This is a genomic window from Bremerella cremea, from assembly GCF_003335505.1.
GTDB classification, from domain to species: Bacteria; Planctomycetota; Planctomycetia; order Pirellulales; family Pirellulaceae; genus Bremerella; species Bremerella cremea_A.
Genome location: NZ_QPEX01000033.1, coordinates 1 through 20,047, shown reverse-complemented (window position 1 = coordinate 20,047; position 20,047 = coordinate 1). Strand labels below are relative to the sequence as shown.

Sequence of the window (20,047 nt, the reverse complement as noted above, 5' to 3'; positions counted from 1 at the left end):
TTTCGTTTCTTGACGCGGCAAATTTGTAGAACGCGGCACGGTGTCGGGTTAAGCAACACGGCGAGTTTCTTCGGGCAGCTCTGGGTAGGCGAAACCACTTTGCGAATCGTTCCAACGCCGCAGGGCGACTGCTACCAGATGGCCACCAAAGGCAACCGACAACTTTAACGCATGTTGAATACGCAGTTGTCGACCAACCAAGGGAACGCAGTCGATATCGACATCTGGGTCGAGGCTGCGGAGATTCGAGGTAGGTGGCACGAATCCGTCTCGCAGAGCGAGGGCGGTCATGGCCAGTTCTACGCTGCCAGAGGCATTCAGTAGGTGGCCGATCATAGATTTGATACTGCTGGCACACAAACGGCTAGCGAACGGCCCGAACGCTGCTCGGATACCGCGAGCCTCGTTGACATCGTTTTGCTGTGTGCCGGTGCCGTGACAGTTTACGTAATCAATATCACGTGGCCCCAGATTGCTCGATTTCAGCGTAATGCGGAGTAGACGTTCCAGGGCATCGCTGTTCATATCGATGCCGGTGACATGGTGTGCTTCGGCCAACATGCGGCAGCCAAGCACCTCGGCATAGATCTTAGCTCCCCGAGCTAACGCATGGCTGAGCCGTTCGACCACGAACATGGCGGCACCTTCGCCAATAACGAACCCGTTGCGGGTTTTGTCGAAGGGACGGCAAGCTCGTACCGGGTCGGCATCGTCGGAGAGGACACGCATCTTGCGGAAGCCTGCGACGAATAATGGATCGATTGCTTCGGCACTCCCCGCCAAGGCGATATCGCACTGGCCATCGCGAATCGCACGGACCGCACAGCCAAGTTCGACTAAGCCACTCGCACAGGCTGTGGAATGGGAAAGCCGCGGACCTTCCAACTGAAATTTGTGGGCGACATGGTAGGAAGGTGTGCAGGGGAAAAATTGTTCGTGAGGAATTCCACCAGCTACCGGCCAGGTACCGCCAGGAACATCGATCACATCGAAGATCGCACGGGCGTCTCCCATACCGGCACTCACGGCACAGCCGAAACGAGTTCGGTCGATATTGCCCATGTCGATTTGGGCGTCTTTTAATGCCTCGCCGGCGGCGATTTCGTTGAGAGTAAGAATCTTCAAACGAGGTTCGTAGCCGGGGGGCAGGTCGACCGGTGCGCCGAGAACGAGATTGTCTTCTATCGGCGAGATGCCCGTCATACGGCGAATTCCGCACGTTCCGCGCTGAATCGACGCCCAGGTCGATTCCCGATCCTGTCCGACGGACGTGATCAAGCCGATTCCGGTGATCACGACCGGGTCTTTCGCGTCTTCCATGGTCACGTTTTGCGTATTCCAACCGCTAAATGCCTGTTGCCCCGCCGAGCGATCTCCCTATCGATCGGGCTTTCGAGGCCATCGTGTGGGAAAGTTACCCAATACCAAGAAACGTTTCCAGTTCAGTTTCTGAGAGTTCTTAGAAGCAACTCTCGGGGAATTCCGCATATCTGGAAAGAATTACCAAATTTCCCTCAAGAATGGTTGCCAAAAATGTGCTGCCGGGTAAACTCTTGGACGTGGGAAATTAACCCATGAGTGGATTTTAATTGGCGATTTAGTGGGAAACTAACCCAAAACGGCGTTTGGCGGTTTTCCTGAATGAAAACGAAAACCTATGGGGTCCGACGAGTTCATTCTGGGCGAATTCAGCCGCACGCTGGACGACCGGTTTCGGCTGTCGATTCCCACGCAAATAACCGACCTTCTTGCACCCAAGGAGGACGACCTGATTCTCGTCAAGGAGCGACCTGGTTGCTTGAGCTTATGGAACGGACCGCAGTGGCAGGGCAAGCTCGATGCGGGGGTGAATTTGGTTCACGCCAAGATCGCTGCGGGCAAGCTAGAGAACCGCATTGCCGACGTTCAGTTGCTGGGGCGACTGCTTTCCACGCGACAACGCAATGTTGCGTTAGCTGGAAAAGGGAGATTACTGATACCTGAAGGATTTCGGGAGTTCTTAGGCGTAGATGCCGGCGGCGAAGTTTTGATTATCGGAGCGGCTGTCTGTGTCGAAATTTGGAAGCCCGAAGCCTGGCTACAAAATCTGGAAGAGAAGATGCCCGAGTTCCGATCGCTTTTGGATCAACTCAGTGGCTAAACCAAAACAATAGATGAAGTCACTTTGCTTGCTAGGGAATTGATCGAACGTCGTTAACCCTGTTTTGTTCCGTAACGACCAGGTCAATCACAAGATACCAGGGATGGCCTTTGGGCAAGGATGCCTACTTTTATAATTCCCCAGTAAGCGACGGCCCCGCGGTTGAGAATAGTCCACTCAACCGCGGGGCTTTTTTTTATGCGCTCCACGTAAAGCACATGGTTAAGGCAGCGCTTCGCCGTAGAGCTTGCCGTGTTTACCCTTGCTGGCTGGCAACAAAGGCCATACGCAGTTGGTAGAGGACGTTCTGTAATCCTGCTTTTTCGTTGGCGTCGAGATTGCCTTGGGTCTTCTCTTCGAGCATGGCCAGTAAGTCGATCATGTGTTTGGCAACCTCAGGCTGTTTCGTTACCTGGCCTGTGCCTGGTTCAGGGATTTGCCCCATGGCAGCAAACGCCTGGGTAGCCATCATGGAAATCAGAAAGCCAAAATCGGCCTTGGGGAGTTTGCCTGGGGATGGGGGTGGCGTAGCCTCAGCGGGCGACTCGATCGGAGCCTCGGGCTGTTCCTCGATAGCCTGCTTTTCTTTTTCCTGACGGACTTGTTCTTTCCAATCGCCATCAACGACGATCTTCTTCTCAGGGTCTTCGCTCATCGGTTTTGTCTACTTGTCGGAGGAATATGGGAAAGGGTGAGGGAAGGTTCTGCCTCAATCGCTGTTACCGATTGAGGGCATTCCAATCTACGTTTTACTAGGAATCAGGTTTCATGCTCAATAGTCGTATATGCACGTGAGTGAGTCATGGGAATACGGTGATTGACTTGGCTCGATAGGCACGAAACTCTTGCCACGAGTTTTTCTGGCTGTCCCTAGATGCTTGCTTGGGAGGTTTGTTTGCCGCCGCTTTGTCTTGCTTTGGCCTAAGAAGATAAGCAAACGACGAAGTGTGCTTGATTGTACGATCGTATGAAAACCGGCGGAGAATCGCTCGTTTCAGTTGCTACGGTATCTCAAGGGGGGCGTCCGGCAAGCAAAGAGAGGTGCGGAAGATCGCGGTTGCCAGATCAGAAGAAGTGGGAAATAGGTGCTGAACGCCTCTCTTCCCGCAGCAAGATTGGGAAGAGAGGGGGATCAATACTCTTGTTAGGCGTCGGCGGCTTGTTCCGAGGCAGTCTTGGAAGAAGGAGCTTCCTTCTTGGCATCACGACGGCGGCGAGCGATGGCCGCACCGACAAAGCCGGCGAAGAGCGGATGCGCCTTGATTGGCTTGCTCTTGAATTCCGGATGGAATTGAACAGCAACAAACCAAGGGTGCTCGTCGATTTCCAGAATCTCGACCAACGAGTTATCTGGCTTCAGGCCGGCAAAGCTCATCCCGTGGCTACGGAACTGGTCTCGGTAGACGTTATTAAATTCGTAGCGATGACGATGGCGCTCTGAAATTTCTTCTTGGCCGTATGCCTCGAGCGATTTGGAGCCTTCCTTAAGCGAGCAAGGTTGCGTGCCAAGACGCATTGTGCCCCCCTTATCGGTGATGTTCTTCTGCTCGTCGAGCAAGCCGATAATCGGATGCGGTGTATGTTTGTCGAATTCGGTCGAGTGGGCACCTTCCAGATTCACCACATTGCGGGCGAACTCAATGGCAGCACACTGCATCCCGAGGCAAATTCCCATGAATGGGATACCCCGTTGGCGAGCATAGCGGATGGCATCGATCTTCCCTTCGATGCCCCGTTCGCCGAAGCCGCCTGGGACTAGGATGCCATCGAAGCCAGCCAGCATCCGTTCGGCCCCTTCCGTTTCAAGGGCTTCGCTTTGAATGCGCCCGATTCGGATTTGGGACTTATGATGAATGCCGGCGTGATCGATTGCTTCGTAAATCGATTTGTAGGCGTCTTTGTGTTCCGCGTATTTGCCGACAACCGCGATGCTGATTTCGTGGTCTGGGTAACGGAGTGTCTGTAGGATCTCTTGCCACGGGGTCAGGTCGACCGACGAAACTTGCGGCAAGCCCAGTTTGGTGGCAATCAGGTCATCGAGCTGATTGTCATGCAAGCTGATAGGGACTTCGTAGATCGAGAAGTCTTTGTCTTTCTCTTCGATCACGGCTTCGATCGGCACGTTACAGAACAACGCGATCTTTTCGCGGTCGTCGCGGCTCAAGTTTCGTTCGGTGCGGCAAATTAGAATGTCTGGCTGAATACCAATTTCTCGCAGTTGGCCGACCGAGTGTTGGGTTGGCTTGGTTTTCAGTTCGCCGGCAGCTTTCAGGTAAGGAACGAGCGTCAAGTGAATGAACAGGCAGTTCTCACGCCCGACGGTCTGCGGGAATTGACGAATCGCTTCTAAGAACGGTTGGCTTTCGATATCGCCGACCGTTCCCCCAATTTCGGTGATAATGACATCGGTATCGTCATCGCCCAGTTTGCGAATGACCGACTTGATTTCGTCGGTGATGTGCGGAATGACCTGAACCGTCTTGCCCAGGAACTCGCCGCGACGTTCTTTGTTGATCACCGACAGATAAATCTGCCCGGTCGTGTAGTTGGAATCGCGGGTCAGCGGGCTGTTGGTGAATCGCTCGTAATGCCCTAGGTCGAGGTCGGTTTCGCTACCGTCGTCCAGCACGTAGACTTCGCCATGCTGGTAGGGGCTCATGGTGCCAGGGTCGACGTTAATATAGGGGTCGAGCTTCTGCATCTTGACCTTGAGGCCACGCTGTTCGAGCAGCATCCCGACCGATGCGCTGGTCAACCCTTTACCTAGTGAACTGACAACGCCGCCGGTGACGAAAATGTGTTTTGCCATGAAGTTGCGGGGGCCCTTCGACCTTGCGTGCATCCAAGCAGAAAGAGAGACATGCCACGACGGCTATTTTGGTTCGGCAGAGGATGTTAACATCCTGGCCATTAAGTGCCTGTTAATGCCCGGCCAACGGGGATTAATCAGACCCTAAGGAAAACCAAAGCAGGGCCGCTAGCGTGAAAACACTATCCTAGCAATTGCTCATCTTTCTGACAAACGCCGCATAGTCGCTTGGCGTGTCAATTCCGATGCTGGGTTCCGCAATTTTGCCCACCAAAATTGGCTCTCCCATCTCCAAAACACGAAGTTGCTCTAACTTTTCGAGCTGTTCCAAAGGAGAGGGAGGGGCGGTGGCTAGTTTCAACAAAAAATCGCGGCGATAGGCGTAGATGCCCAAATGTTGGTAAAAGACCGCTGGCTCTGCCGAGAGCATCTCGTCGAAACCATCCCGAACGTGGGGGATAGGACTACGGCTGAAATAGAGAGCCCGCCCGTTTTCAGCACAAACGACTTTTACGCAGGCAGGATCTTGCAGCTTTTCCAGGCTGCGAATCGGTGTGCCGAGGGTGGCCATCGAGACTTCTGGATTTAGCTCGAGCAAGCGACGAACGGTTTCGATTGCTTCTGCCGAGATCTCTGGTTCGTCCCCTTGGACATTGATGAAGATATCGACATCCGGGCGAGAACGAGCCACTTCAGCCACGCGATCGGTACCGCTAGCACATGTTTCGCTGGTCATGACCGCTTCACCGCCGAACCCTTGCACTGCCTGGCAGATCGTATCGTGGTCGGTCGCTACGACCACACCGTCTGTCCCGCGGGCGAGGCAAGCTGCTTCGTACGTATGCTGAATTAACGGCTTGCCTGTTTCGGCCAGCAGCAGCTTTTCAGGCAAGCGGGACGAGTGCAGCCGAGCCGGGATGACAACAAGGCTGGAAAGCGAAAGGGCGAGTTCAGGCTTCATGGTTAAAAAGTTGGAATTCCATTCGAAATGGGCATATCGCGTGATCGAGACGCGAAAACGCCGACAGCATACGCTTTAACCTGTGGAAATCAGAAGCCCAATTTGTGGTCTGATCTTCGTACGTAAACAGGATTTTGCTACGCTTGACATTGATAGCGGGGCAACCATTGGACGAACGATTGAGGATACGGTTCTATGTGCGGTATTGTCGGATACGTGGGAAACTTGCGTGCGGCAGACTTCTTGCTGGAAGGTTTGCGGCGGCTTGAGTATCGCGGGTACGACAGCGCCGGCATTGCCGCAGTCGATCGTCATGAAGACATTCACATCGTCAAGTCCGCCGGCAGGATCGCCGCTTTGGCAGAACAATTGGCGGACGACATGCCAATCGGGACGACAGGAATCGGCCATACACGCTGGGCTACTCATGGCCCGGCGACCCAGGCCAACGCTCATCCGCACCCTGGTCCCAACGGCGAGGTTGTGGTGGTTCATAATGGGGTGATTGAAAATTACGCCGCGCTTAAGTCGCGCCTGCAACAAAAAGGATACGTCTTTCGTTCCGACACCGACACGGAAGTGATTGCCTTCATGTTGGAAGATGGCCTCAAGCAACTTCCAATTGCCCCGAATCAAGCGCCGACCGACGAAGCACTGGTCGGGCTAGTGCAAAAGGTGTTGGCCAAGCTGCAAGGAACTTACGGGGTAGGAATTCTATTTCGCAGCCGGCCTGATTTGATTATCGCGGCTCGGCTAGGTAGCCCGCTGGTGATTGGTGTATCGGAAGATGCTCACTTCCTGGCGAGTGATGCTTCTCCCTTGGTGGGCTATACCGAAAAGATTGTGTACCTGACCGATCATCAGTTGGCCTTGCTCAAAGCGGACTCGTTGCAGATTGCCCATCGCGATCTAGGAGAAGTCACCCACAGTGTTGAAAAGTTGGAGATTGCCTCTGGTGATGTCGAACTAGGGGACTTCGAGCATTACATGCTCAAAGAGATTTTCGAGCAGCCGCAATCGCTGGAAAACGTGATGCGTGGCCGGTTGAGTCTCGACAATGCCACCGCTGTGTTTGGCGGGCTGAACTTGAGCCCGCAAGAATTGCGCGGCGTCGATCGAATTTTGCTGACCGCTTGCGGAACGAGCTGGCATGCCGCGATGGTGGGTGAGTACATGATCGAGGAGATGGCTCGAATTCCGGTGGAAGTCGAGTACGCTTCAGAATTGCGGTATCGAAATCCGCCGGTTCCGCGGCGAACGCTGGTGTTTGGAATCACACAGAGTGGAGAAACGGCTGATACCTTGGCCGCCCTGCGTGAGATGAAGCGGAAAGGGCATCCCACCCTGGCGATCTGTAATGTCGTGGGTAGTAGCATCGCCCAGGAATCGGATGGCGGCATCTATTTACACGCCGGCCCGGAAGTGGGCGTGGCTTCGACGAAAGCATTCACGTCGCAGTTAGCCGTGATGGCGATGCTAGGGCTTTATTTTGGTCGCTTGAATCACCTGAGCTTTGATCAGGGCTATCGAATCATCCAAGCTTTGCAAACGCTACCGGATGCCGTTCGCCAGGCGCTCGGCACTCAGGGGCAAGCGAAGAAGGTAGCGGAAAAGTATCAATCGGTGAACAACTTCCTGTACCTAGGGCGTTACTTCAACTTTCCGGTGGCTTTGGAAGGGGCATTGAAGCTGAAGGAAATCAGCTATATCCACGCCGAAGGCTACCCGGCTGCAGAACTGAAGCATGGTCCGATTGCCTTAGTCGATGAGAACACCCCCAGCGTCTTTATCATGCCGCAGGGCGTGGTGTATGACAAAGTGATGAGTAACCTGCAAGAGATCAAGGCCCGCGGCGGCCCAGTCATCGCGATTGCCAGCGAAGACGACCACGAGATCGAAAAGTACGCCGACGACGTGATTCGTATCCCGAAGGTGGAAGAGTTCCTTCAGCCAATCGTCTCCGTGATACCGCTGCAGTTCATTGCCTACCACATCGCGCTGCTGCGCGGCTGCGATGTCGACAAGCCGCGAAACTTGGCGAAGAGTGTAACGGTGGAGTAGATTTACGGTTCGCCATCGACCTAGTTTCCATCCGTTAACTCCAAAATGCTTACATGACGGACGCCATCGTTGAGAATGACCGACCAGGGACCCGCTTTACGCTGCGAAAGCTCTTTGCTTTGGTGTGGGTGGTTGCGGCCTTGTTAGGATCGGTTTATCGACTTGATCCGTACAGTCCGTTGCTGCTGGCTTTCTTAGGTATTCCATCTGCTGCTCTCGGCTATCTGTTGATTTCAGGCCAGAAGCATAGCGGTAGTTTGCGTTATGCGTTGCTTCTTTGGGTTTCCCTGGCGATGGTATTCGGTGTTGTTTTACCGAGTATCTTCAATCGTCTCAGTTGTCCGTTCGAGTTGCCGCCATCCGCTTCTCAACTGCAGGCTTCTGAGCGGATGAACGGCTTCACGGGGGCCGATACGCGGGTCACCTTCCACGCCTCGGTAGAAGATTGCTATGCAACCTTGGCCAAAGTCGAACGCGTGTACCGCGTTAAATTTGGGCCTGGTATGCCGATCGATCAATCGATTTCTAACGCTCGCTTTACATTTGTGCCTGCCTGGGGCAACTCGCCCCGGCATCAGCAAGCTTGGTTCAATCCGAACAAGATTGAAGAGGGGGAATACTTCAGCGACGGATACGTCCAAGTTTGGATTGATACGAAGCGGGGCATTTTCTATATGGACGCATATGTTTAAAGCGTTGGGCTGGTGACTTTTCACGGAAGACGGCCCCAGCTTGGTAAACCAAGTTTCATCCGTCACGTCGGAGTAAGATTTTCTTGCTTAGGTTGCCTGTGTGATTTAGCATGATAGGAACTCGGTCTAACGAGTTTGCTTTCGCTATTCCAATTGAGGGATTTTCAATGCGGTTCGTCTGTTTGGTTCTTTTGCTCGTCGGCTTGGGGTGTAAGCCGATTGAAAGCCTCGAAAGTTCAGATACTTCGAGTACGGCGAAATCAGGGGAATCGGTGTCACCACAGGATTGGAAAGACCCGCAGCAAGTTCAGCAAGATCTTCGCCGGGTCATGGCGGCAACTTTTGAAGGTGATGTCGATACGCTGCTTGGCTTAACGCATGAGAAAGTCTTGGAAGTTGTTGATGACCCGGAAGTAGCCCGCGAGGCGATGCGGGGCGTTCTAGCTACTTTCCAGGAAAATAATGTGAGTATGGATGTGCTTGAATTCACAACGGAACCTTATTTTTTGGAATCCGAAAAGAGTCATTTTGTGGTTATTCCAATACGCATGGTATTGACCATTGATGAGAAGAAGGTAGAGGCGATTGGTTACGAATTCGGGCAAAAAAAGAAAACGGAAAGCGAATGGAAATACATTGCAGGAAAGAAAGTCAACCCGCAGACGGTTGGCAATTTGTTCCCCGACTTTCCGAGTGACTTTAAGTTCCCTGAGATGAGAATGAACCTATTGTAAGTAATCGCAATGCATAGAGCTCGAACAAAAAAACGCCGCACAAATCGTGCGGCGTTTTTTCGTCGGAGCGTCAGTTGAGAGATGGCCTCTTCTCTACTGCCCCGCCTCCGTGAGCATCGGTTTTTCCCCTCGGCCTTGTAGTGCCGCCAAGAGTAGTCCTCCCCAGCCTGCCAGCAAGATCATCGCACCAATGGGCGCGAGCACACCGATCGTGGGCATGTTGAAGTAGGCTCCTAGGGCGAGTCCGCCTCCGTAAAGAAGCGTTCCCAGGCCAAAACCGATTCCTCCTATAAGTTGTCCTTTGCCCGACGTACTAAGCAGGCCCAAGCCGACCAGGGCTAAGGAATAGATCGAAATTGATTGAATCCCTTTCTGGTATCTTGCCCAGCGTTGGTCGCTCTCTTGGCGATCAATCGTACTGATTTCCATGCTGTCTTTTTCCTGGCTCCCATCAGGGTTGATCCGGCCAGGGGTGAGCTTGGCTTTTTCACGCAGTTCTGTTTGGAACTTGGCTTGGACAAACGATTCGCCAACGGGCCCAGCAAGGACTGCACCCAAGCCGAATAGGCAGCCAAAAATTAAGTTGAGCGTGGACATCGATTTGTTTTCAGGTTGGTAGATGCCAATTGATTGTTAAGGAGCTTTGCTCTAACGCCGTCGTTTTTGCTTCGAGGTTAGTTCAAAGTTGATCTCTGCTTCTTGGCTAACATTCGCCGATAGGCTTGAGTCTTGACTCAGGTATTGCCACGGAACAATCTTTTTCTCTGCAGTGTAGCCCCCAACTTGAACCGTTTTCGCACCGGCAGTGCATTCCAGTGTGTAGGTGCCTTCAATGATTTTGCCTTCGGCCATCTCGTTCCCGTTTTCGGTACTCGAGAACATGATCGTGCCGTCTTGCAGCGGTTTGCCGTCCAGAGTCACGCTGCCGGTAATTGGAAAGGTGACAGGCCCTTGAGAACAGCCAGATATGGCACCAACACATAGCAGCAGAAACATAGCCTGATATGGGGCTAAACGGAAAAATTCCATCGATCGATTTCCTTCTTTACAAGCAAACGACTCAATCGCCGGCATAGGTGACTGCATAGAGAATTTTGTTTTTAGCACGTGGCAAACTAGTCGCCACGTGCTGCTTGGGAGTAATTCCCTAGAAGGAAGTGATCACGGAGCCATCGCCACGGTTAGATAGATCTTTGAGCAGTTGGCTGCTAATCGTTTCGGGCAAAAACGAAGCGGAACCGTCTGCCCGGGTGACCATAACGCCGCCTGGGTGAGTGCTGCGGAGCGAATAGTTGGTTTGTGAACCGGGCCCAGCAGCAGGCATCTCTTGGGTCTTACGCCAAGGGTTGTCGGCAACGGTACCAGTAGGCACGAAGTCTGGCGCTGGGGTGTTAATCCAGAAAAGAGTAGAAAACATCGACTCCATACCCCAGCCGTTCCAGTAGTTACCAATCGTGCAATTCGCTTGAGGGCTTTGACGGATTTCGCCGAACATCAACGTATTGGACGTACCGTCGGTAATGTCTTTTAAGCCAATGTGTGACTTCACAAAGAAAAGTCCGCTCATGCCTTCACCATGGGTTGAAGGAGTGGCGGCGTTGGCTTGTACCATAATATCGTGCCCAGAATTGCCTACGTAGTTTCCTTGGAAACCATCGGTGCCAACCTTGCCACCGTTAGGGTCGGATGGGCAGACAAATCCTTCCACAACTGTCTTGCGGACCGTTTCGTTCCAAGTGTTGGCAGGCGAGGTACCCATGTTGGGTTTAACGATGTCATACATCGCTTTTTGTTCCACAAAGGGAAGGATCGAAACATACCACGTCATGCGATTGGGTTGCCCGTTGGGGTCGTCCAACTGCTGTTGGCTAAATTGTCCGGCAGGCAGATTGCCGAACGTATCGTGATAGTTGTGCATCGCCAAGCCGAGTTGCTTGAGATGGTTGGTGCATTGAATCCGGCGTGCTGCTTCACGGGCTTGTTGCACCGCTGGCAGCAGCAGGGCGATCAGCACGCCAATGATGGCAATGACCACAAGCAGCTCAACGAGCGTGAAGCCTTTTAATCTGGACGATTGCATTCTGTTCCACTCCAGGACGGATAAAAGGATGATAGTTGCGGCTTTTTATCTGGGGTTGGCCGAGCACAAGTGATTGGGTTCGGTTTGTAATGAAGAAGCCGGGGCGATTGGGGGTTGCATGATTTATGGGGTGGAATTGAAGAGGATACTATCACGTCCCGCGCGAGCTGGAATTGCAATTACGGTTTTTACAGATTTGTAATTTGTTTCAAATAACGGATCTTGGGTGTGGTGGGCAATCCGTGGTCAGCCAGCGGTCGACCTCGCCCTGTTGGGGGAACAGGGCGAGGACGTACCAGCAGTTTTCTACGATCCGGTTAGGCAGGAGGTAGTTTTTCCAGCATCTCGCTGGCGATCTTGCGGCGTTGCTTGTCGCTGCCAGCCGACTTCAAGCGGTTGCACAACGGCTTCAACGGTGCCACTTGATCCGGAGCATGTCGCATTGCATCGGCGAACGCGGGCTCGATACCAAACATTTGAGGCATCGGTTTGTCCGGATCGGCGACCTGAGTTAGGAAGTTTCGTAGCATTGCTACGCCATCAGGCGGCAGTGGAACTTCCGAATCAATCTCTTGTTGGCCACAGCCAGTCATGGCAACGCTGGCTAGCAGTAAAACGCTAACGCGAAGAGCTTGATAGATTCGCGAAATGGATCTTTGAGGATTGGGTTTATACGCCACTGACCACCTCCCCTTCGTCGCGAGTTCCCATGGCTCCCCACACACCATAGGGGGATGGTCCGCTATCAGTCGGAGAAGAGGTTTGATCGCCGGTATCGATAGTTTCCGGGATGAACTTCACCGAGCCGTCGACCAGCAGCACTTCCACCCCACCTGGGTGTCGACTGTTGGAAGTCATGATTGCTTCGGTCCAGTAGTTGTTCTCCATGGTGCAGGAGGGGCCATTCGGGGCAATGATGGTTGTCACCGAGGTCCAGATCGCGCCACCAGGATGGTAGCTGGAACCATGTTTGTCGACTCCGCCAGCGACCGAGATACCGTTTGCGTAGCGGTTGCCTAGCCAGACCGAGCTGTTCGTGCAATCAGATGGCGAGGAAGGCCCAACGCCCATTGCGGTATCCCCTCGTTTGCGATCGCCAGTAGGGCGAATGATCTCGGCAAAGGCGATGGTGTTAGTCGTGCCATCCACAACATCCCGCATCTTGTACCACGAGCGATAGCCGAACATGCCGCGCGGGTGAATGTCGTTGGCATCGGCACCGGAGGTTTGCCGCCAGTTATCACCAACACAAAGACCGTAGTTAGTCATAGCCTGTTTGCGGCCATTGCGGAATTCAGGATCCGATGGGCACAACAACCCTTCGACCTGAGTCTGTGTGGCGGGGAAGACCGCATCAATCGAGCAATACTGGCCACTTACTAAGCGTTCTTGCCATTGTTTGGCAAGCGCGGATTGCTCCATAAACGGAAGCAAAGGGATGGTTCCACTAACGCCGCTCCACCAATTATCACACGCCCCAGCACCGGCAGAGCGAGAGGGAAAAGCGTCGTGCGTGTCGTGATAATTATGTAACGCTAAGCCTATTTGCTTTAAATTATTAGAACATTGTGTCCGTCTTGCGGCTTCGCGAGCCTGTTGCACAGCCGGTAAAAGCAGCGCAATCAGTACACCTATGATGGCGATGACCACCAACAGCTCTACGAGGGTAAATCCCCTCGTTCTTGTCATTGACATTTGAGTACCACTCCATGATCGTAATAAATGGATGATGTCTGGCCCGCAAAGCTCGGCATTGGCCTAACGCCCCCCAGCGCTAGATTTTCTGCTTGGCTTTGCGATGCCAACGGTGCATGATGGGAGTGGCTTCACAAGAGGTAGTTTGGATTATTGCCAAAGATAAAGCATTGCTATTTCCGTTTTTAGTGATTTTCAATTTGTTTCACTCCTGGTGTGCTGAATCCAGGGCAACTGTGGATGATTGATCACACGAACTTGGTAACCAAAACGATCGCATTATTCCTCCCTCGGGGGCACGAGCAGTCCGCGCGGATCACCGCAGGGGCTGCCATGGGAGCTGCTGACTATCCCCATATCACTCTTTTAGAGTGGCCGTATGACGATGCGCAGCCAGACTTTGATTTCGATTTGGGGGATCTCCAATTCGATGCCGCGATCGTCTGGGCCTATAAGGGATCGCCTTGGATGCGGCGGCTGCTGAAAATGGGGATACCTGTGATCAATTGCGGCAGTAATTGGATTTCGGAAGGCGTCCCTTCTGTGATGTTCGATTGGGAAGCATTGCAGGACGACTTGGTCGAGAAGTTTGTGTCGCTAGGACGCCCTAGTGCGGCGATCGTTTCCCATAATTTAGGAAACGATCCATTCAAGGTCGCTTGGCTCGATCAGTTGATCGCGCGATTGAAGGGCGATGGCATTTCGACTCAGTTTTTTATTGCCCCTGGCTTGCCGAGCGAGGAACGGCAACGGATGTTCCAACCGGCCAGAGAGGCGGAATTGATTCAATTCCTGCAAGCCTTGCCACAACCGGCTGCGATGTATTGCGACGACGATTATCTCGCGGCATTGCTTAGTCGGGTTGCTCGCGACTTAGGATACCGTATTCCGCAAGATATCGCCCTGATGGGCTTCGGTAACTTTACCGTCTCACGTGTTTCGTCCCCGTCGATCTCAACGGTTGAGATCCATGGGACCATGATCGGACGCCGCGCGTTTCAGATGGTGTTGCAACGGTTAGAGGCTCCGGATGACTCGCACAGCTTGGTCGAGCATGTCCGTCTCGAATTCATCGAACGTGAATCGTTTCGTTTCGAGTTGGTAAAAGATGCCGTTGTCGCTCAGGTAAACCGTATTATCGAACGGGAAGCTTGTAAGGGAATTAACGTTGACGAACTCGCACGCCGTTTGGGCGTCTCACGCAACACGTTGAATCGTCGCTTTCAGCAAGAGTACGGTATCACCCCAGGCAAGAAAATCCGGGCTATGCGGGTCCACCAAGCCAAGAAAATGCTAGAGAATTCCGATCACAGTGTGACGAAGGTTGCCGAGCTTTGTGGCTTCCCAGAGCCAGCCAATTTCGTCAACTTCTTCCGCCGTGAAGTCGGGCAGACACCCAACGAATACCGTATGTCGGCCAGGCAAACCGATGAATAAACGCGAACAGCCGACGATCGACTAATAACAGAAGGCCCCAGGGAAGCAACTCCTTGGGGCCTTCTGTTTGATTTGTGGGGAACGAGCAACGGTTAGCTCTTATAAGTTCGGGGAAAAGCCTTCCGCAGCAGTGCTAAGCTTTCGGGAATGGCCTTGGTGTAGTCTTCCATTCCTTCGAATTCAAGCGAGATATAACCACGGTAGTTATGCTCGGCCAAAATTTTACCGATCCGGGCGTAGTCGAGATCGAGCGAGTACCACTGCCCGCCACCATAGTAGGTTTTGGCTTGCACGAAGATGGTTTTCGGAGCGATCTTGGCCAAGCGATCGTAAGGATCGTCGAGAAAGTTGCCGGTATCCGTGCAGATTTGGAGCCAGGGAGAATCAACGGCATTCACAATCCGCAGCAGACCTTCCGGCGTGAGCCCCAAGCCCCAGTGATTTTCCAAGGCCAGCACCACGCCGCACTTTTCCGCCGTCGGCAAGCATTTCTCTAACGCTTCGATGACCCAAGGGAAAGCATCTTCTTCGGTATAACCTTCCAGTGGTTTTTCGATCCCGCGATTGGCCATCAGTTCGTCAAAGCTGCCTGAGGTTCCCCAGGTGCCGCTGTTGACGCGCATCACAGGAATACCAAGTTCGTACGCGATTTCGATTTGGCCAATCGTGCGATCGATGTTCGCTTGACGCTTTTCGAGGTCAGGCGTGACGAAGCCTTGGTGGGTTGAGAGGCCAACCAGAGGCAAGCCCAGGCGAAGGCAATGGCGTTTGTACGACATCATCTTCGAGCGGCTTAGCAAGTCGTTCTGTTCAACTTGGTACAGCAGTAGCTCTACGCCGTCGAAACCATACTCGTCCGCGATATCGATGCACTTATGGAAATCGCGAAGATCGTCATTTTTAAATCGCCATAGCGAGTAGGTAGACAACACGATCGGGGATGTCTTGCGCGCCCCGCTGCCAATATCGGCCGATTTTTCCTCCGCAGCACAAGCCTGTCCTAACGGAATTAGCGAAGCAGCAGCTGCCGCCGTCAGAAAACCTCGGCGTGAGGAACGTGATTTGTGGGAAGAAGGTTGATTCATGAGGTCGATCTTCGGTTTACGGAATGAGAAGGTGAATTTTGGGTACCTAGGCTAGGCCTGCCAGGAACGAACAAGATGGAGTGTCCCGTCATCGCCGTTAAGGATCGGCCAATATCGCTCGCATTTTCTTCGCTTCCGCCTCGGGAAGTGTCTTCAGCAGCGGACGTAAGGTGTAATTGCCGTGGATCTTGTTGTCTCGCATGTACATCCAGTCGGAGATCTCTTTCTTACTGATCGTCCATTTCTGTCCGAGGGTGACGTTTTTGACCATGCCAGGTTCGTTGTTGATCTGACCGATGAACTTCCCGTCCTTGTAGGAGATATTCGTTATCCAGAAGTGCTCGACCTGTTCACCATCACGGATGGGGGCTTTCACGGCGAAATTTTCCCCTTTGCCACTTTTCAACACTTTGATGAACTTGTCGACCGTTTCCTTTGCTTTGGCGATTGCCTGATTCATCTCTTTTTCGTCGTACCCACCAGTAACAAGCGTTTCTGGCTGGGCGGCACAGGACGTCGAGACCAACAGCAAGAGCGAGACAATAAACGTGGCAATACGCATCTGAGCCAATTCCATTGCGGTTTTTGAACGTTAGTAAGCAACAGGAACGTTCCAGCATAAAAGCCACCTTCACGAGAGGCAATCGTCTAATTGTGTAGAATCACGCAGCCTTTTTCTTTTTTCCCGTCTTATCGTTGCCTTTGGGAAGTTCCGGGACGTTCTTTTCTGGCAGATGCTTTTGGAACGCTGCTTTTATCGAATCGTACTTGGCGTCGCCTGCCAGATTGGTCCATTCGTAGGGATCTTCTGTATGGTCATAGAGTTCCTCGCTGCCATCGGCATAGCGGATGTATCGGAACCTTTCGCTGCGGAAACTGTGGTTGTTGCGATGAAAGGTCGTCAGCGCAGGCTGCTCCCAAGTCGCCTTACTGTTCTTTAACAAGGGAGCAATACTTGGCCCTTCAACGTGATCAGGAACAGAAATGCCCGCAAGGTCACACAGCGTGGGGTAGATCGTCATAAAGTCGACCGGGCGATCGCAAGTCGAGTTAGCCGTGGTCACGCCAGGGGCGACCCAGATCAAAGGAGCACGACAGGCTTCTTCCCAAAGGGCAAACTTTCGCCAATGCTCTTTCTCGCCTAGGTGCCAACCATGATCGCCCCACAGGACGATAATAGTGTTATCGCGATAGGCAGAGTTCTGCAAACCATCAAGCAAGCGACCTATCTGGGCGTCGGTAAACTGGATGGTGGCCAGATAAGCCTGGACCGCTTCTTTCCACCGACCTGATTTGAGCATCAATGCATGATCACCGTTTGGCTTGGCCATCTTGAGGCCTGCTTCGGGTACGTCTTGCAGATCATTTTCGGTGTGCGGTGGCAATTGAATGGAATCGAGTGGAATGTCATCAAAATAGTGCTTGGGGACACTCCACGGCATGTGCGGTTTTACTAGACCAACGGCCAGAAAAAATGGTTTATCGTGCTTTTCATCTAGTTTTTCGAGGGCATAGTCGACGACCTGATAGTCGGGCATGTCGCTATCGGGATTGGCTAAAGGACCGAACTTGATGCCGCCGACCCCATTGTTTCTTGCTGAGGGATCGAGCTTGAGTTGGGGGACTTTCTCTTGGAAATATTCCGTCCATTCACCATCGCGATGTTGCTTGCTATGGTAAATTTTCCCCGCTCCGAAGACGTTGTACCCGGCATTCAAGAATTGAGTGGTCAGCGTCAATTTTTTGGGAATCACAGGGTTCCAAGCTTGTCCGTTGTCGTACACACCGGTCGTGCTGGGACGCAGGCCAGACATGAGTGCCGCGCGCGATGGATTGCATGCCGGTGCGGCGCAGTTAGCATTGGTGAACGTTACCCCCATGCTTGCAAGGCGATCAATATTGGGAGTCTTGGTTTGCGGATTTCGATGAAGGTGACCTACCCAGTGGTTGAGGTCGTCCACCGCAATAAACAGCACGTTCGGAGGCGACGTACTTGTTTCCGCTGCGCGGAGGGGACAAGCTCCGAGGAGTAACAGGCAAGCCAACAAAAAGATTCGATCGCTCGGCATGGCGGAAACTCTTACGCGAGAAGAAATAGGGAATGTTCCAATCGCGTATTATCATACCCTTGCCCAAATCGGCAGCGTGAGTCATTACCGCCGAAAAAGCTAAGATTCTTCAGCCCAGCAAAGGCGGCTTTGACGAGAGAAGCAATCATCGAAGCACATCGATTCCGCTGATGTAAAACGGAACTCGGTATTGGATCTGGTACTGAGTCGATTCGCGGCCCACCTCATTCGGCGCAAGCAAGCGAATCTGATAGTTACCCGATGGCAGCGAAGGCAACGGCGACGCTAGATTGTATGGACGTCCTGTTTCATCTTCGCGGCGAGAGTTTTTGGTGATGATGGCGGAAATAGGCTCTCCTATAAGTCGCTTCTTCTCGTCCCAGATGAGCATGGTGCATTGAACGCCCCGGCTATCTATCTCAACCAATTCCGAAGAGACATTCGCCAGCAAATACGTCGCACCCGGGCGTAGTGAGGTCGCAGGCTCTTGCGTCAGCCGTAGTTCGGTGACGTCTTGAGACTCGCGCGGATGAAGTGTGATTTCTAGTTCAGCGGTTGTCTTTGTGTCTGCCATTAAGTCGTGGAGGGTGGCTAAAAAACGATACTTTCCCGGTGGTGTTTCGGTGGGAATGCGAAAGGAAAGGTGGACCGTTTCAAAGCTATTGGCAATTTCAGAAGATCGGTGAAGAGGGATCTTCTCAATGGTTTTGCCTGCAGAATCGAGCAATTGGGCTTCGGTGGCGAATTGGTATTGCCCCTGAGCATTCGCCTTCAAGTGACTTGTTTTTGCCTGAACGACGACCGTCTCCCCAGCGACGAACTCCGCAGGTCGATACGTTTCAGCCCCATAAGTCGTGTTCAAGCGAATGTTTGGACCAGTAGCAGTCGCTTCTGCAGCGATTAGGTGTTGGGGGGCAAGCAAGAGAAGCACGCTAAGAAGTGGCAAGCAGCGTGTGAGCCCAACTGAATCGTAATTTCGCATCGAACTCTCCTGATGGATTGGTTGCCCCTCGTTGGTATTGGAAACCGGGGCAATCAATCTAGCACTTTTGAGGAGAAGTACTCAATGCGAATCAATGGGCGTAGCGACTAGAGGGGCCTCTTAAGGAGATTGGCGACTTAAACGCAGGATTTACCACCCTCCTTGAAAGAGGCGTTTGATGCGATTGGCTGAGGCTCCTCCAGAGATGCGAGATTTCTCATGCCCATCAACCACATAGATAAACTGGGGAATGGATCGGATGCCGTACTTTTCGGCGAGGGTTGGGTTGGAATCAACGTCTACCTTGCTTATTGGGTACCCTGCATTACGAAGCTCTTGGTAAACGGGATCTGCATGCCGACAGGCCGGGCACCAGTTGGCCGAGAAAAATAAGACCTTCCCATGTAGGTTTCTAGGAGAGACGTCTTCGTTTGGGGAAAAGTCCTGGCTGGTATAGCTGGCCACCGTTAACAAGACCGGCGTGGCAAAGCATGCCAATGCCACCAAGGCAACAATCAGTTTTTGCATAGCAACACTTCCCCCGAGTATTCAATCCAGCCGATTTCGTTTCCAAGCTCTATCTTCAATAAAGCTCATTCAGGTGCAGAGCCCCGAAAGGTTCCAAGGGAAATCGAAGCCAAATTGACCGGCAACCTCCCGTATTCGCTGGAAACGGCACGATCGTCACAGAAGGACCTAGTTGTTCGCTGGAGTTGAATCGCGAAATCGATGCCCGTTTTGGGATGGGGAACGGCCAATAGAGGACTCAAACCGATGAGCAAAGGCGAGGTTTCAGAAAATTCCAGACGCAAAACACGCCGTGTTTTCCGAGGAAAAGCGAAGTCTCTTGAAAAATTATCGCCGCAAAGCACTGAGCCCCTTTACAGCCGAATCCTTTCTGGTACTATTTGCTTCTTCCTGAGAGGGAAACATCGCTCACAGGGACAAAAGCAAATTGCTTTTGATGTTGCGAGAGCATCAATTTGATCTTTGACAATTTGGTAGTGACCTCTGTTTGAGAACGAAGGTGGTTGTGTTTTTTGAAGCTGTTTCGGCAGCTGAGAAAGACGATCAACTTTGAACTCAAGCTAGTTCAATTTTTTTTGAATTTAAGTAGCTAGTTCAAACATATTCGATTGCTAACTTGCTAAATCACTTTAGGGCTTCGGCCTTGAAGTTCATGCAAATATTTAATTGAAGGGTTTGATCCTGGCTCAGAATGAACGTTGGCGGCATGGATTAGGCATGCAAGTCGAGCGAGAACCAAGGAAGCTTGCTTCTAAGGGGACAGCGGCGAAAGGG

At 52.6% G+C, this 20,047-nt stretch carries 19 protein-coding genes and 1 rRNA gene; 6 read left to right on the top strand and 14 right to left on the bottom strand.

The annotated features are described in order from the left end of the window. Positions 1-48: 48 nt before the first annotated feature. A complete protein-coding gene (locus tag DTL42_RS16270; RefSeq protein ID WP_114369820.1) occupies positions 49-1,320 on the bottom strand; it encodes a beta-ketoacyl-[acyl-carrier-protein] synthase family protein in 1,272 nt (423 codons plus the stop codon). A 337-nt stretch (positions 1,321-1,657) separates the two neighbouring features. Between DTL42_RS16270 and DTL42_RS16265 the strand changes: the two genes are divergently transcribed. Then, positions 1,658-2,140 (top strand): division/cell wall cluster transcriptional repressor MraZ, encoded by a 483-nt coding sequence (locus DTL42_RS16265; protein ID WP_114369818.1) that lies wholly within the window; start codon positions 1,658-1,660, stop codon positions 2,138-2,140. 256 nt (positions 2,141-2,396) lie between these two features. Here the strand turns inward: DTL42_RS16265 and DTL42_RS16260 are convergent, their stop codons facing one another. From DTL42_RS16260 to kdsB, 3 genes are all read right to left on the bottom strand, one after another. Continuing rightward, positions 2,397-2,795, bottom strand: coding sequence for a DUF1844 domain-containing protein (locus tag DTL42_RS16260; protein WP_114369816.1), 399 nt, complete (start codon positions 2,793-2,795; stop codon positions 2,397-2,399). 489 nt (positions 2,796-3,284) lie between these two features. Further along, complete coding sequence (locus DTL42_RS16255; RefSeq protein ID WP_114369814.1) at positions 3,285-4,949, bottom strand: CTP synthase; 1,665 nt, start codon at positions 4,947-4,949, stop codon at positions 3,285-3,287. 187 nt (positions 4,950-5,136) lie between these two features. Then, entirely contained in the window at positions 5,137-5,910 is a 774-nt protein-coding gene (kdsB, locus tag DTL42_RS16250; protein ID WP_114369812.1) for a 3-deoxy-manno-octulosonate cytidylyltransferase, read from the bottom strand. Between the two features lie 195 nt (positions 5,911-6,105). Between kdsB and glmS the strand changes: the two genes are divergently transcribed. From glmS to DTL42_RS16235, 3 genes are all read left to right on the top strand, one after another. Then, positions 6,106-7,971, top strand: coding sequence for a glutamine--fructose-6-phosphate transaminase (isomerizing) (glmS, locus tag DTL42_RS16245; protein WP_114369810.1), 1,866 nt, complete (start codon positions 6,106-6,108; stop codon positions 7,969-7,971). Positions 7,972-8,024: 53 nt separating this feature from the next. After that, positions 8,025-8,663 (top strand): hypothetical protein, encoded by a 639-nt coding sequence (locus tag DTL42_RS16240; protein ID WP_114369808.1) that lies wholly within the window; start codon positions 8,025-8,027, stop codon positions 8,661-8,663. A gap of 167 nt (positions 8,664-8,830) precedes the next feature. Continuing rightward, positions 8,831-9,397 (top strand): hypothetical protein, encoded by a 567-nt coding sequence (locus DTL42_RS16235; RefSeq protein WP_114369806.1) that lies wholly within the window; start codon positions 8,831-8,833, stop codon positions 9,395-9,397. A 93-nt stretch (positions 9,398-9,490) separates the two neighbouring features. Here the strand turns inward: DTL42_RS16235 and DTL42_RS16230 are convergent, their stop codons facing one another. The 5 genes from DTL42_RS16230 to DTL42_RS16210 form a co-directional block, all read right to left on the bottom strand. After that, positions 9,491-9,994, bottom strand: coding sequence for a DUF423 domain-containing protein (locus DTL42_RS16230; RefSeq protein WP_114369804.1), 504 nt, complete (start codon positions 9,992-9,994; stop codon positions 9,491-9,493). A 51-nt stretch (positions 9,995-10,045) separates the two neighbouring features. Then, entirely contained in the window at positions 10,046-10,426 is a 381-nt protein-coding gene (locus DTL42_RS16225) for a hypothetical protein (RefSeq protein WP_147274304.1), read from the bottom strand. Positions 10,427-10,544: 118 nt separating this feature from the next. Beyond that, on the bottom strand, positions 10,545-11,477 hold the full coding sequence (locus DTL42_RS16220; RefSeq protein ID WP_114369801.1) for a DUF1559 domain-containing protein: 933 nt from the start codon (positions 11,475-11,477) through the stop codon (positions 10,545-10,547). A 317-nt stretch (positions 11,478-11,794) separates the two neighbouring features. After that, positions 11,795-12,157, bottom strand: coding sequence for a hypothetical protein (locus DTL42_RS16215; protein WP_114369799.1), 363 nt, complete (start codon positions 12,155-12,157; stop codon positions 11,795-11,797). After that, positions 12,147-13,172: a DUF1559 domain-containing protein gene (locus tag DTL42_RS16210; protein WP_114369798.1), complete on the bottom strand. Its 1,026-nt coding sequence runs from the start codon at positions 13,170-13,172 to the stop codon at positions 12,147-12,149. The genes DTL42_RS16215 and DTL42_RS16210 overlap by 11 nt, the downstream gene beginning before the upstream one ends. A gap of 240 nt (positions 13,173-13,412) precedes the next feature. Here DTL42_RS16210 and DTL42_RS16205 point away from each other — a divergent pair, with 240 nt between their 5' ends. Further along, a complete protein-coding gene (locus DTL42_RS16205; protein ID WP_114369796.1) occupies positions 13,413-14,609 on the top strand; it encodes a helix-turn-helix domain-containing protein in 1,197 nt (398 codons plus the stop codon). A 92-nt stretch (positions 14,610-14,701) separates the two neighbouring features. Here DTL42_RS16205 and DTL42_RS16200 read toward each other — a convergent pair whose 3' ends face one another. From DTL42_RS16200 to DTL42_RS16180, 5 genes are all read right to left on the bottom strand, one after another. Continuing rightward, positions 14,702-15,694, bottom strand: coding sequence for a sugar phosphate isomerase/epimerase family protein (locus DTL42_RS16200; RefSeq protein WP_114369794.1), 993 nt, complete (start codon positions 15,692-15,694; stop codon positions 14,702-14,704). 97 nt (positions 15,695-15,791) lie between these two features. Further along, on the bottom strand, positions 15,792-16,256 hold the full coding sequence (locus DTL42_RS16195) for a YegJ family protein (RefSeq protein WP_199590159.1): 465 nt from the start codon (positions 16,254-16,256) through the stop codon (positions 15,792-15,794). Positions 16,257-16,356: 100 nt separating this feature from the next. Then, positions 16,357-17,763, bottom strand: coding sequence for a sulfatase (locus tag DTL42_RS16190; RefSeq protein ID WP_114369792.1), 1,407 nt, complete (start codon positions 17,761-17,763; stop codon positions 16,357-16,359). Positions 17,764-17,908: 145 nt separating this feature from the next. Beyond that, complete coding sequence (locus DTL42_RS16185) at positions 17,909-18,745, bottom strand: hypothetical protein (RefSeq protein WP_114369790.1); 837 nt, start codon at positions 18,743-18,745, stop codon at positions 17,909-17,911. 150 nt (positions 18,746-18,895) lie between these two features. Continuing rightward, positions 18,896-19,273, bottom strand: a complete 378-nt coding sequence (locus DTL42_RS16180; RefSeq protein ID WP_114369788.1) for a thioredoxin family protein — start codon at positions 19,271-19,273, stop codon at positions 18,896-18,898. Positions 19,274-19,936: 663 nt separating this feature from the next. On the opposite strand from DTL42_RS16180, the gene DTL42_RS16175 reads away from it, so the two are divergent. Continuing rightward, positions 19,937-20,047, top strand: a 16S ribosomal RNA gene (locus DTL42_RS16175); the annotation flags it as partial.

Bases quoted from the DNA above. Each gene is read 5' to 3' on its own strand.
- DTL42_RS16200 (WP_114369794.1), bottom strand. From the start codon at position 15,694: ATGAATCAACCTTCTTCCCACAAATCACGTTCCTCACGCCGAGGTTTT.
- kdsB (WP_114369812.1), bottom strand. From the start codon at position 5,910: ATGAAGCCTGAACTCGCCCTTTCGCTTTCCAGCCTTGTTGTCATCCCG.
- DTL42_RS16185 (WP_114369790.1), bottom strand. From the start codon at position 18,745: ATGCGAAATTACGATTCAGTTGGGCTCACACGCTGCTTGCCACTTCTT.
- DTL42_RS16220 (WP_114369801.1), bottom strand. From the start codon at position 11,477: ATGCAATCGTCCAGATTAAAAGGCTTCACGCTCGTTGAGCTGCTTGTG.
- DTL42_RS16195 (WP_199590159.1), bottom strand. From the start codon at position 16,256: ATGCGTATTGCCACGTTTATTGTCTCGCTCTTGCTGTTGGTCTCGACG.
- DTL42_RS16240 (WP_114369808.1), top strand. From the start codon at position 8,025: ATGACGGACGCCATCGTTGAGAATGACCGACCAGGGACCCGCTTTACG.
- DTL42_RS16270 (WP_114369820.1), bottom strand. From the start codon at position 1,320: ATGGAAGACGCGAAAGACCCGGTCGTGATCACCGGAATCGGCTTGATC.
- DTL42_RS16210 (WP_114369798.1), bottom strand. From the start codon at position 13,172: ATGTCAATGACAAGAACGAGGGGATTTACCCTCGTAGAGCTGTTGGTG.
- DTL42_RS16230 (WP_114369804.1), bottom strand. From the start codon at position 9,994: ATGTCCACGCTCAACTTAATTTTTGGCTGCCTATTCGGCTTGGGTGCA.
- DTL42_RS16180 (WP_114369788.1), bottom strand. From the start codon at position 19,273: ATGCAAAAACTGATTGTTGCCTTGGTGGCATTGGCATGCTTTGCCACG.
- DTL42_RS16255 (WP_114369814.1), bottom strand. From the start codon at position 4,949: ATGGCAAAACACATTTTCGTCACCGGCGGCGTTGTCAGTTCACTAGGT.
- DTL42_RS16260 (WP_114369816.1), bottom strand. From the start codon at position 2,795: ATGAGCGAAGACCCTGAGAAGAAGATCGTCGTTGATGGCGATTGGAAA.
- glmS (WP_114369810.1), top strand. From the start codon at position 6,106: ATGTGCGGTATTGTCGGATACGTGGGAAACTTGCGTGCGGCAGACTTC.
- DTL42_RS16265 (WP_114369818.1), top strand. From the start codon at position 1,658: ATGGGGTCCGACGAGTTCATTCTGGGCGAATTCAGCCGCACGCTGGAC.
- DTL42_RS16205 (WP_114369796.1), top strand. From the start codon at position 13,413: ATGATTGATCACACGAACTTGGTAACCAAAACGATCGCATTATTCCTC.
- DTL42_RS16235 (WP_114369806.1), top strand. From the start codon at position 8,831: ATGCGGTTCGTCTGTTTGGTTCTTTTGCTCGTCGGCTTGGGGTGTAAG.
- DTL42_RS16190 (WP_114369792.1), bottom strand. From the start codon at position 17,763: ATGCCGAGCGATCGAATCTTTTTGTTGGCTTGCCTGTTACTCCTCGGA.
- DTL42_RS16225 (WP_147274304.1), bottom strand. From the start codon at position 10,426: ATGGAATTTTTCCGTTTAGCCCCATATCAGGCTATGTTTCTGCTGCTA.